Genomic DNA, 11,768 nt, shown 5'->3' with positions numbered 1-11,768 from the left:
TAGTAGCTCTTCTCCTCGCTCCTCTCCTCACTCCTCAGTAAATTCCTGCTCCCGAAGAGAGGAACCCTGAACTCGTTTTCCACCCTATCAATGCCCGTGTAAACTACAAAGGAACGGTTTGGGACGAAGATGACGTTCCTCTTCACCAGCTCCTCCTGGGTATCAACGATTTGGGCGAACTTGTCAAGCACAAGAACCTCATCTATGAAGCCCTTGGTTAAGTCGTCCCTCGTCTTCCTGAGCTTAAAGTACTCGGCGTAGGTCCTGTGCCTGCCCCTTTGTGCGACGACGAGAACCGGCAAACCCTCTTCCTTTGCCCCATCCGCTATATCCAGCGCGGAGTGGCTCCCGATAGCTCCAACGGTTATCTTCTCAGGGTCGTACTTCTCAAGGATTTCCAGAATCTCTTCACGGCTTATCATGCCGACCACCTCAGCAGGGATTCGGCTCGAATTCTCTCCCGAGTTCTTTCATAAGCTCAATCCTCTTCTCAACACTCTCCTTCGTCCCAACGTCCCTCCGGTGGAAGAGCTCGCCCCTTATATGGAGGACAGCGCTTTCGGCAATCCTCTCAGCCTCCTCAAGGCTCTCCGCTATTCCAAGGACCGCTATCGCCCTTGAGCCGAGGAGCGTTAAGTTCTCGTCGATGGAAGCGTAGTAGAGCCTCGCACCGGTTTCTTCAACGGCCCTCTCATCAACCTCGACCTTAACGCCTTTGAGCGGGTTGGTTGGGTAACCCTTTGGCGCCAGGTACTTCACGACGGTGGCCATGCTTTCGAACTCCGCTTTTCTGAGGTTGCCATCCACGATTCCCTCTGCTATTTCAAGCAGGCTCGTCTTCAGGAGCGGGAGGACGTTTATAGCCTCCGGGTCGCCGAAGCGGGCATTGTACTCTATGAGAACCGGCCCTTCTCTACTCAGCATGAACTGGCCGTAGAGGATGCCCTTGTAGGGTGATCCCTCCTTTCTCATGGCCTCGACGGTAGCTTTAAGCGTCTCAAAGGCCTTCTCGTAGTCTTCCTTCGTCACAAAGGGAAGCAGAGCGTTTGAGCACGAGTAACTTCCCATTCCACCGGTTATAGGACCTTCATCGTTCTCGTAGGCGTGGGGGTAGTCCTGTGCGAGTGGCATCTGGATAATGCGCCTCCCGTCGCTGAAGACCTGGAAGGTGAACTCAACACCATCCGTTCTCTCCTCTATCAGAACCTTCCCGTCCCTCCTGATGAGCTCCTCGGCATAGGCCTTAGCTTCCTCGTTATCTTTGAGTTGGTAGCCGACCACTTTGACGCCCTTTCCACCGGTGAGGCCAATTGGTTTCACAACGACGGGCTTTCCGAAATCGTCTATCCACGAGCGCATCTCAGTAACGTCGGTAAAGACGCGAAAGGCCTTCCTCCCTGGAATTTCGTTGCGCTCCATGAAGGCCCTCGCGAAGGCCTTGTCTGTTTCGAGCTTTGCAACCTCCCTGCTCGGGCCAACCGAGGGGATACCGTTCTCCTCAAAGATATCAGCGATGCCTCTCTCAAGCGGTGCTTCCGGCCCGATGAAGGCTATGTCCGCGCCGAACTTTTCCGCGTAGGCTAAAACCTTCCCAACATCCGTCTCCCTGGCCAGGCCGTAGCCCCTTGCAAGTCTTGCCAGGCCCGGGTTTCTGTGCTTGGCAACAACGTAGAGCTCAGCTCCGGCCCTGACGAGGGCCTCTCCAATCGCGTGCTCCCTTCCGCCGCCGCCGACGAGCAGAATCCTCATGATGTTCACCATTTAATTGTTAAAAGTAGATTATTTAAAACTTTATTTTGCCTTTTTTATGGCAAACAACTTCCAACCCATGGCTAAAGGATGTCGACAAGAGGGCAGTGGAGCATCTATATGACCAGCCGTGAACAAAAGCGTTTTATCCCTTTCAGTCCAAAGGTTAGGTGGTGAGAAGCGTGAACAACGAGAACAGGCTGCTTGAGTTAATAATCAGCGCACTCTCATCGAATAAAATCGTGGGCATCGTGGACAGGGACATTGCCTCCTTCGGTTATATGCTCGGTCTCAAGGCAATAAAAGGGGACGTCGAGCGGGGGAAGTACGTCTGGATTGTATCCTACGACCCCCTTCAGAGCCTCTTCAGGGACATGGAGAGAGTTGGATTGAACTATGAGGAGCACCTGGGAAAGAACCTCTTCATCTTTGACGTCTTCGGTTCCATCAAGGGCATCGAGCCCGGGATGGACGGTGTTCTCACACTCAAGGGCTACCTCGACGACAACGTCTTTATAGTGAAGTACCAGAAGCTCATCTCAGAGGTCATAGATTCCCTTAAGCCCGAGGAGGTTACCGTCTTGGGGCACCTTGAGTCCGGCCTCTGCAGGCTCTTCAAGAACCCGGTTAGGGTGCAGAGGAAGGCGTGGAACCTGATGATGGAGGTTCCGCTGAAGATCTCGGCCGTCAGAACATACATCCTCCCGGAGTGTCCGGCCATGGACGAGCTCGTCTACTTCTGCTCCGACCTCGTTGTCGAGGGGCTCGTCGAGGGGAACCGCAGGAGACTTATAGTCACGAAAGGTGGTGGGGATGAGCCTTAAACTTGGCCTAAAACCAGTGGACAGGGTTTTAGGGGGCGTCGAGGAGAGGAGCCTGATCCTCATCCACGAGGCCGACCCGAGGTCGCTCGGTAAGTTCCTCGCGCTCCACGTGATGAAGGAAAAGCTGGACTCGGACAACCTCGTAGGCTACTTTAACATCGGGATGCCCCTCTCGGTGTTCCTTTCAGTGACCAGGCGCTTCGGCATAGACGTAGAGCGTCACCTGAAGGAAGGCAGGCTGATGATAGTGGACACCTTCGGGAGCATATATGACCTCCGCGTTGAGATGGAGAACGTCTGGTACCTGTCGGGGCCTATAAGCCTTGAGATACTCAACGAGAAATACATCGAAGTCATAAGGACCCACAAGGAGAAGTGGAAACAACTCAACAGGTTCGAGGGGAGGGAACTCTGGGGAGTCACGGTCTCAATCTCCGACTACCTTCACATGTTCGGGGCCCAGAAGACCCAGCGCTACCTTGAACTGGCCGATCTGCTCAGGACGAACTCAGACGTTTACCGGAAGTACCCGGCGGGAACCAACGTCTGGGTCTACACTGGAAACGACCTTGTAGTCCTCCCCCTCCTCTACAGAAAGGCCACCTACGTCCTGAGAACAGAGAGCACTGTAACTGAGGAGGGGAAGGTGATAAGGACGATGAAGATAGTTAAAGCCCCAGGCCTCAAGTCAATGCCGGCCTACGAATACACCTTCCGCTCCGGCCGGCTGAAGTTTCCCTGATTCAGCTTTAACATATTCCTGTTTATTTATTCGGCAAACTTTTAAAGCATTAGCATATTCTTGTGAATGGTGATGACATGAAGGTTCTCGTAGTTATGGGTAGCAAAAGCGACTCCCATATAGCCGAGAAGGCAACCCTAGTTCTAGACGAGTTCGGGGTTGACTACGACGTCGAGGTCGCCTCCGCCCACAGGAATCCGGAGAAGGTCAAGAGGCTCGCAAAGAAGGACTACGACGTCTTCATAGCTATAGCTGGTCTGAGTGCAGCTTTACCGGGAGTAATCGCCTCGCACACAACGAAGCCGGTAATAGGCGTCCCCGTCTCGGCAAAGCTCGGTGGCCTCGATGCACTCCTCAGCATCGCCCAGCTTCCGCCCGGGGTTCCTGCTGCAACCGTTGGAATAGACAACGGGAAGAACGCGGCTTTGCTGGCCGTTGAGATACTCGCCCTCAAGGACGAGAGCCTCAGGGAGAAGCTCGCCGAATACAGAAGAAGAATGCGGGCATAAGCCCGCAGGAGGTTTTTCTTATTACAGCCAACTTTTATTTCAGGGGTGCTTTGATTTAAGCACATTTTTTTGGATAATTTTTAGCCTTTTAAACCTTTTCTTTTCCTTTCGAACTGCCACAAAAAGTTACTAGGTAATGTGTTTTCTTCCCTCGTAATTTTGGTCGTGCCACTCAGAAGAGCGCGTTCTCAGCTCTATAGAGTGGGCAACAATCTCGGCCCTTCTCTTTGCATCCTCAACGTTTTTATCCCATGCTATCGCAACACCGAGCCTCCTTCCGGGATAGGCCTCCGGCTTCCCGAAGAGCCTCACTGTCGCGTTGGGAACGCTCAAAGCACTGGCGAGACCCCTGAAGCGAGGGGAATATCCGGAGACGTTCGCCTTTATGACGTGGGTTGCGGCCGGGGTGAGTATGTGAAAGAGCCTGTAGCCGTCAACCCATTCTCCTGGGATTGGGAGCCCGAGGACTGCCCTGAGGTGCAGGCCGAACTCGGAGAAGCCCGTTGGATGAGAAGCTAAAGTCACCATCCCTGTGTCGTGGGGCCTCGGGGAGACCTCGTTCGCCCACACCTTGTCGCCCTTCACGAACATCTCGACGCCGAAGAGGCCGAGGCCACCGAGGACGTCTGTGATGCGCTTCGCTATCCTGTAAACTTCTCTCTCGGCTTTCTCGCTTATCTCAGCGGGTTGCCAGCTCGCGTGGTAGTCCCCGTCGATCTGGTAGTGACCAACGGGTTTTGGAAATGTCGTAACAACTTCGCCGTTCTCGTCGTAGTGCCTCACAGCCAGCTCGGTTATCTCGACGTCGAACTCAATGTGTTCCTCCACGATTATCTTGTCGGCGCTACCGCGGGCTTTCTTTTTCGCTTCCTCCCAGGCCTTTGGTATATCCTCCGGCCCCTTCACGAAGTAGGAGCCCTTTCCCGAGGAGCTCATTATTGCCTTGGTGTGGCAGGGGTAGCCTATCTTTTCGCAGGCTTCGTAGAGCTCGTCGAGAGTTGTGGCGTAGGCGTAGCGCGAGGTCGGGACCTTGGCTTCTTTCGCGAGGGTCTCCCTAGTCCTCTCACGGTGCATGGCAATCCAAGTGGCTTTTGCGTTCGGAACGACGAAGTGGCCGTCCTTCTCCAGCTCGAAGAGGGCGTCAAGGTTTATCGCCTCTATCTCCGGGATTATGGCATCTGGCCTCTCCCTCTCGACGACGGAGAAGAGGAAGTCAGCATTTCTCATATCGCCGACATACGAGCGGTGAGCAACGTGCATTGCCGGAGCGTTGGCGTATCTGTCAACCGCCACCACCTCAACGCCGAGCCTCTGAGCTTCAATCGCTATCTCCTTCCCGAGCTCACCACTTCCCAATAGAAGGATCTTCTGAGCGGAGTCAGTCAAGGCCGTTCCGAGCTCATCCCTTAAGCTTATCATGGGCACCACCCCGTTTATTGACGTTAAAATGTTAAAAATTGGTAATATTTAAGCCTTTTTGAGCAGAAAAATGGCAAATAATTCACACCTTTTCGTGAATACTGGATGGTAACAATTACTATCCCTTGAATTCGATTATTCTAGAACTTTTTGTTTGTTTTAAGCGTGTTTATTTAACCAAAAGGTTTTTATATGTCAAATAACTACTTGAGGTTGTGGTTTCTCATGTCGAAGTTTAGTTTGTGGTGGGTAAAGTGGAATAAAAACCTCGGGACCTACGAGTCGAGGATGACTGTGGGGAGTAGAAAAGCCACCATTGAGGACTTCAAAGAGAGGGGTTTTGACAGGATTGTGTTCTTGGGGTCTTTGGGTTGTAGTGGGCCCCACCTCCCAGAAAACGGTACTAACCAGTATATGTACAATAAACTTCAGGAGTATGTTCGTACCCTCTGTAATGAACACTACGATTGGAGTATAGATAGCAACAATCCCAATAACGGAAAGTCCAGGTATGACGTCGGTTATTCGGATGGACAGTTTCTTTCGCTGTGGATTTCCTCACGAGTTGGAACCGTAAAGTACTACGCGCCGATATCCTTCTCTTATGAGTTAGGTAATTCGATTCAGAATCCGTTGAACGAGAAGAAATACTCTGCACCACCGAGAGATTGTCCAATGAATGGTTTTGATGAATCATACTGGCACGGGTGGATTGATGGTGTTCTGAGTGTGGTTGATGATTACAGGGTGGGCTTCTACTGGAGCTATGAAAGTTGCCTTCAGGCCACAAAGCACGATCCCAACTTTGTAGATTACTTCGGCCCAATGTGTAACGCCAACACAAAAGAATACGTGGACGATTACATAACCTTCATCAGAGACATGTTCCGTTACATTCACAATCGTGGACAGGAACTCATCTGGATTCCAGCAACTGGAGGCAGGGGTGTGTCTTATCTGAATGACCCGGATTATGATGGGATTCTTAAGATCGGTGGCTACTTTGACTATGTTTTTGTCCAGCCGAATTACTATCAGTACCCAAAGCTTGATGAAAAAGGAATAAAAGATAGTTTACCATATACCTATGAGAAACTCGTCGAGAAAATCCGGTGGATTTGTGAAGACCTTCCGGGAAGCATCAACAACCCCAACACAACGATTTCAATAGAAATGGAAGCCGACAGTGCTGTTCTTCTTGGTCAATGCGGACACTGTGCTTCATGCAGATATGAGAATAATCACTGCGTATGGTGTGACAACGAAAAGTGCCTTGAACGCGCCTGTGATTACTACCGGGCAGTAATGGAGGTAAACCCAAGTGCATTGCCGACAAGAGCCTATTACTTTGGCACCAACCTTGAAGTAATAAATAGGGTGAGAGAAAAATGTCCCGGATGGTAGCGGTTTTCCTAGCTCTTCTCTTCTTTGCCCTTCCAGTCTCGGCAACGTATTACGTAAAAGCACCCGGTTTCATCTACGGGGTTCGTTATAATGTGTTATCAAACGGGAGAGAGGCGTTGCTTTCTCTCTCGGTTCTTCAGTTCGGAGTTACCTGTGGCATGAGAGACTGCTGGGCAGAAGTCTACGGCGACCAAGAGTATCTTCTCCTTTTTAACGGTTCTCAGCTTTATCTCCTGAACTTCACGCCAGTCCTGCTCTCTTATCTCCCACCCAACGTACCAAGGAACGTTAGTGACGTGTATTTCAATGAAATAAAATATGCAAACGATTCTTGGTATGTTGACGTTAGTGCTTTCTTCTACTCCGCGGAGTCTCAACGGGGAAAGAATCTGGATTTCATCTTTAGGCTTGACACGAAAAACCTCTGCGTTAGGAAAGTCAACGTAAACTTGTCACGTCTTGAAGAAAGCGAGCTCAAAAACGAGATAAACGGCTGGAGGGTTGAAATTCCAAGGGTATTCCTGTTGCCATCTCTTAAGAATGGCTCTGCCATACCCTCCAGCTACCCTACAGCGGATTTTCTCGTCGTTGTGAACGCCAGCAACACAGGCTGGTTGCCCAGACCTTTTATAATAGTTAACAGGACTCAGTTTCCAGTTTACTTCGTGCTTAAAAGAAACAATCAAGTGAAAAACGTCACCCTTATCTTTCTGAACACCACCCCCGTTCAAATGTGGTACGGCTACTACAACGAGAACACCACTGGAATTCCAGGTTACTGGTTCCCGGATGACGTTAAACTCGTCAATGTAACGCCCTGCAGGAATGTAACCAACACAGCTAACACGAGAACTGCAACGAAGGGCATCTGTGGACCCGGATTGGTGCTGTTGGTCACCACGGCGGTTCCCCTCCTGAAACGGCGCATTTATGGACATTAAAAAGTTAATTTTCCAGGATTTTTATTCATGTTTTTGCCATAAAAATGGCAAACCTTTTAAGTCCACTCCCGAACTTCCTCCGGTGGTGTCCATGTTGACCTATGCCCAGGCCGGAGTTGACGACGAGAAGACTGCGAGGGCCTTGAAGAGTGTAATCTCCCTCGCGAAGGCGACCTTTGAGTTCAGACGGGGAAAAATCGGCGAACCTGCCGAAGATCTCGGTCACTACTCGGCCCTACTCGACTTTGGAAGCTTTTACCTCGCGATGACGACGGATGGAGTTGGGACGAAGGTTCTCGTTGCTGAAGCCGTTGGAAAGTTCGACACGGTAGGGATAGACATGATAGCGATGAACGTGAACGACCTGCTCTGTGTAGGTGCCGAACCCGTTGCCCTCGTGGACTACCTCGCCGTTAAGGAGCCGGATGAGAGGGTTTTCGGAGAGATAGCCAAAGGGCTCTACGATGGGGCGAGGCAAGCTGGTATAGCGATAGTCGGCGGGGAAACCGCTGTTATGCCCGACCTGATAAACGGCTTCGACTTGGCTGGAACCGCTATTGGGATCGTTGAGAAGGGAAAGGCCATAACGGGCGAGAAAATCAGACCGGGTGATGCAGTTATAGGAATCTCAAGCTCAGGCATTCACTCCAATGGTCTCACCCTCGCGAGGAAGCTCCTCATCCCGAAATACGGCCTCGACTACGAGTACGAGAGCAGAAAGCTCTGGGAGTGGCTTTTAGAACCTACGAGGATTTACGTAAAGCCCATTTTAGGGCTGATTGAGAGCGTCGAGGTTCATGGACTGGCCCACATAACCGGAGGCGGGCTTCTCAACCTGAAGCGCCTCACAGGCTACGGCTTCTCCCTCACGATGCCCCCCATCGGGGGAATCTTCAGGCTCATCCACGAGAACGGCGTTCCGCTGGAGGAGATGTTCCGCGTCTTCAACATGGGCGTCGGTTTTGTCGCCATAGTTCCGGCTGATGAGAAGGAGAAAGCGCTTGAGGTTCTCAACAGACACTACGAGAGTTTTGAGCTCGGAGCCGTCACGAAAAGACCGGGGATTAGAGTTGAGAACTACGGGATAAGCCTCTAAGCTCACTCCCGACTTCCCCTGTGGTTCGATGGAGCTAACTGCACGCAAAAAGGCATTCCTTGCTTCCGGGGCTGGTTGAGGAGGCTGTGAAGGAATACGGAATCAGATTGAAGAAACTGACCTCCTCCCGGCTAAGGGCGAGGCTTTCGAAAGAAAAAAGTAAACCTATGAGGCAGATGAACCCTTCAGCCGGTGAGCCTCCTGTAGAGCTCCTCATAGGCCTTAACGAGATCGCCCTTGTCGAAGCGGAACACATCTTTGTCAAGGCTCTCCCCGGTTTTTGCGTCCCAGAAGCGGCAGGTGTCTGGGCTTATCTCGTCCCCAAGGATTATCTCACCCCTGGCGTTCTTCCCGAACTCAAGCTTGAAGTCGACCAATGTTACCCCGCGCTCCCTGAAGTATTCTCTCAGGATACCGTTCACCTTCAGGGCTATGCGTTCCATCTCCCTAAGCTCAGCTTCATCTATGCCGAGAACCCTCGCGTGGTAGTGGTTTATCATCGGGTCGTGAAGGGAGTCGTCCTTGTAGTAGAGCTCGACTATCGGCTCCTTGAGCTCGGTTCCCTCCTGGAGGGGGAGGCGCTTCTTCAGGCTTCCAGCGATGACGTTCCTCACCACGACCTCAAGGGGGTACATCTCAAGCCTCTCGACGATGAGTCTGTTCTCACCTGCTACGCCGATGAAGTGGGTCTTCACGCCCTTCTCTTCAAGAACCCTGAAGAGGTGGGCGCTTATCTGGGCGTTCAGCCAGCCCTTTCCTTTAAACTTCGCCTTCTTACCGCCGTCAAAGGCTGTCACATCGTCCTTGAACTCCATTATGACCTTCCCGTCGTCGAGGGGGATTATCTTCTTGGTCTTACCCTCGTAGACATCCATAGGCTTCACCATTTGTATGTAAACTTCCTCGAGTTTTTAAGGATTTTTTAACAGCTAAGACTCAATAACCGGGCAAGGTTTTTAAACTGGAATCTGTTAATAGTCACCGAATCAAAGGCAATTGTTGGACATTCAAACATCAAGGGATGGTGGGGGCAGTGCGGGAGAAGTGCGGTATCTTCGCAACGGCTTCAGAGAACGCGGCAAAGAAAGCCTACTACGCGCTCATAGCCCTTCAGCACCGCGGTCAGGAGAGCGCTGGAATAAGCGTCTGGAGGCATAGGATAAGGACAGTCGCAGGTTTGGGCCTCGTCCAGGACGTCTTCAGGGAACCGGCTCTTGCCAGACTAAAGTCAAACCTTGCGATAGCTCACGTCCGCTATTCCACATCTGGCTCACTCAACGAGACCCAGCCCCTTGAGACGGAATGCTGCGGGAAGAGAATAGCCGTGGTCCACAACGGTACCCTTACGAACTTTGGGCCCCTCCGGGAGGAATACAAGAAGAGAGGAATTAGCTTTAAGCACTCGGTCGATTCCGAAATTTTGGGAATTTCCTTTCTCTGGCACCTAAGGGAGACGGGCGACGAGTTCGAGGCGATGAGGGCCGTCTTTGATGAGGTCAAAGGCGCCTACTCGGTTGCTTTTCTCTTCGACGGGAAAGTACTCGTAGCGAGGGATCCGGTTGGCTTCAGACCGTTGAGCTACGGAACCGGTGACGGCCACTACTTCGCGAGCGAGGATTCAGCTTTAAGGCCCTTCGTGGAGGAGATCAGGGATGTTGAACCTGGGGAGGTCTTCCTCCTCGATGGGGGCTCGGTCGAGAGCAGGGTTCTGGTGAAGGAGAGGGGACACACCTGCGTTTTTGAGTACATCTACTTCGCCAGGCCAGACAGCAGGATAGACGGCGTCAACGTTTACTCGGCCAGGGTGAGGATGGGAATAGAGCTCGCCCGCGAAAGCCCTGCCGATGCGGACGTCGTTATAGCCGTCCCAGATTCTGGAAGGGCTGCCGCACTCGGCTTTTCAACTGAGAGCGGGATTCCCTACGCCGAGGGGCTGATAAAGAACCGCTACATAGGGAGAACTTTCATAACACCGGGCCAGTTCAACCGCGAGCTGAAGGTGAGTCTCAAGCTTTCCCCTGTGATGGATGTAGTTAAAGGGAAGCGCGTTATCCTCGTCGATGATTCAATAGTCAGGGGCACGACGATGAGGAGGATCGTTGCCATGCTTAGAAAAGCCGGGACGAGAGAGGTTCACGTCAGGATTGCCTCGCCACCGATAAGGTATCCATGCTACATGGGGATAGACATACCGACGAGGCATGAGCTCATAGCGGCCTTCGGGAGCGTTGAGAAGGTTAGGGAAGCGATAGGGGCCGACAGTTTAGCCTATCTTAGCGTCGAGGGACTGAAAAGGGCCGTCGGAAGGGAAGACCTCTGTTTGGCCTGCCTCACCGGGGAATACCCGGAGTGGGCGTTTAGGTTCTAACCTTCCTCACCCTGCAGGCGGAGAACTTGAACTCTGGTGTCCCTGCCCTGTTGAGTGCCGAACTCGTCAGCCTGTTGGCCTTGAAGTGGAAGGGGAGGGCTACAACCCCCTCCGGAACGCCCCCAATCTTTGCGTGCATCCTTATCTTCCCGCGCCTCGTCTCTATCTCGACCAGGTCGCCCTCATTGATTCCGAACCTTTCTGCGTCTTTCTTGCTGATTAAGGCCTTGGGCTCGCCCATAAGCTTAACCAGTGAAGGGCTCCTCAGCGTCATCTCGCTGGTGTTGTAGTGGCTTATCAGCCTCATCGTCGTCAGAACGAAGGGATATTCTTTATCCGGCGTCTCCCACGGGCCAACCTGCTCGACCGCCATCAGCCTGGCCTTCCCGTCCGGAGTGGCGAACTCCCAGGTGTGGAGCCTCTTCTTCGGCAGGAAGATTCCGTCGGAGTTCTTCAGCTCCTCCACGATTCTCTCTTCCAGCGAGGGAAAGAGCCTGAAGTACTCCTCGGTTATTTCCTCGACCCTCGAATAGTTAAAGCCGGGTAGACCGAGGGCTCTTCCGAGCATTGTTAAAATCTCCCAGTCGGACTTTGAGTCGACGTAGGGCTCGCAGGCCCTCTCGCTCCACTGGATCCTCCTCTCGCTGTTCATGTAGCTCCCGCTCTTCTCGCAGAAAGCTGAAGCTGGAAGCAAATAGTGAGCGTAGCGAGCCGTC

12 protein-coding genes are annotated in these 11,768 nt (G+C 52.4%); 7 read left to right on the top strand and 5 right to left on the bottom strand.

Annotated features, from left to right (window positions below; all coding sequences use genetic code 11):
• Window positions 1-422, bottom strand: a 422-nt coding sequence (locus MVD07_RS00770) for a DUF1246 domain-containing protein (RefSeq protein ID WP_297497279.1), incomplete at its 3' end; no start/stop codon positions are given.
• A 10-nt stretch (window positions 423-432) separates the two neighbouring features.
• Window positions 433-1,749 (bottom strand): phosphoribosylamine--glycine ligase, encoded by a 1,317-nt coding sequence (purD, locus tag MVD07_RS00765; RefSeq protein ID WP_297497294.1) that lies wholly within the window; start codon window positions 1,747-1,749, stop codon window positions 433-435.
• Window positions 1,750-1,922: 173 nt separating this feature from the next.
• Between purD and MVD07_RS00760 the strand changes: the two genes are divergently transcribed.
• The 3 genes from MVD07_RS00760 (at window position 1,923) to purE (ending at window position 3,824) form a co-directional block, all read left to right on the top strand.
• Window positions 1,923-2,573, top strand: coding sequence for a hypothetical protein (locus MVD07_RS00760; RefSeq protein ID WP_297497278.1), 651 nt, complete (start codon window positions 1,923-1,925; stop codon window positions 2,571-2,573).
• Window positions 2,563-3,315 carry a hypothetical protein gene (locus tag MVD07_RS00755; protein WP_297497292.1) on the top strand — a complete coding sequence of 251 codons (753 nt, stop codon included), beginning with the start codon at window positions 2,563-2,565 and terminating at the stop codon, window positions 3,313-3,315. The genes MVD07_RS00760 and MVD07_RS00755 overlap by 11 nt, the downstream gene beginning before the upstream one ends.
• Window positions 3,316-3,392: 77 nt before the next feature.
• On the top strand, window positions 3,393-3,824 hold the full coding sequence (gene purE / locus MVD07_RS00750) for a 5-(carboxyamino)imidazole ribonucleotide mutase (RefSeq protein ID WP_297497275.1): 432 nt from the start codon (window positions 3,393-3,395) through the stop codon (window positions 3,822-3,824).
• Window positions 3,825-3,953: 129 nt separating this feature from the next.
• Here purE and purT read toward each other — a convergent pair whose 3' ends face one another.
• Window positions 3,954-5,243: a phosphoribosylglycinamide formyltransferase 2 gene (purT, locus tag MVD07_RS00745; protein ID WP_297497271.1), complete on the bottom strand. Its 1,290-nt coding sequence runs from the start codon at window positions 5,241-5,243 to the stop codon at window positions 3,954-3,956.
• A 213-nt stretch (window positions 5,244-5,456) separates the two neighbouring features.
• Between purT and MVD07_RS00740 the strand changes: the two genes are divergently transcribed.
• The 3 genes from MVD07_RS00740 to purM all read left to right on the top strand — a co-directional run bounded on the left by MVD07_RS00740 (window position 5,457) and on the right by purM (window position 8,684).
• Entirely contained in the window at window positions 5,457-6,647 is a 1,191-nt protein-coding gene (locus tag MVD07_RS00740) for a DUF4855 domain-containing protein (protein WP_297497267.1), read from the top strand.
• On the top strand, window positions 6,632-7,588 hold the full coding sequence (locus tag MVD07_RS00735) for a hypothetical protein (RefSeq protein WP_297497264.1): 957 nt from the start codon (window positions 6,632-6,634) through the stop codon (window positions 7,586-7,588). The genes MVD07_RS00740 and MVD07_RS00735 overlap by 16 nt, the downstream gene beginning before the upstream one ends.
• A gap of 91 nt (window positions 7,589-7,679) precedes the next feature.
• Window positions 7,680-8,684, top strand: a complete 1,005-nt coding sequence (gene purM, locus MVD07_RS00730; protein ID WP_297497288.1) for a phosphoribosylformylglycinamidine cyclo-ligase — start codon at window positions 7,680-7,682, stop codon at window positions 8,682-8,684.
• Between the two features lie 185 nt (window positions 8,685-8,869).
• Here purM and purC read toward each other — a convergent pair whose 3' ends face one another.
• Window positions 8,870-9,559, bottom strand: a complete 690-nt coding sequence (gene purC / locus MVD07_RS00725; protein ID WP_297497285.1) for a phosphoribosylaminoimidazolesuccinocarboxamide synthase — start codon at window positions 9,557-9,559, stop codon at window positions 8,870-8,872.
• 158 nt (window positions 9,560-9,717) lie between these two features.
• Here purC and purF point away from each other — a divergent pair, with 158 nt between their 5' ends.
• Entirely contained in the window at window positions 9,718-11,052 is a 1,335-nt protein-coding gene (gene purF / locus MVD07_RS00720; protein WP_297497282.1) for an amidophosphoribosyltransferase, read from the top strand.
• On the opposite strand, the gene MVD07_RS00715 is transcribed toward purF, so the two are convergent.
• Window positions 11,042-11,768 (bottom strand): molybdopterin dinucleotide binding domain-containing protein (locus tag MVD07_RS00715; RefSeq protein WP_297497261.1); only part of this gene is annotated, 727 nt, incomplete at its 5' end. The two genes, purF and MVD07_RS00715, sit on opposite strands and share 11 nt — an antisense overlap.

It is taken from the genome of Thermococcus sp., assembly GCF_027008145.1.
GTDB lineage: Archaea > Methanobacteriota_B > Thermococci > Thermococcales > Thermococcaceae > Thermococcus.
This window is presented reverse-complemented; position numbering and strand designations above follow the sequence as displayed.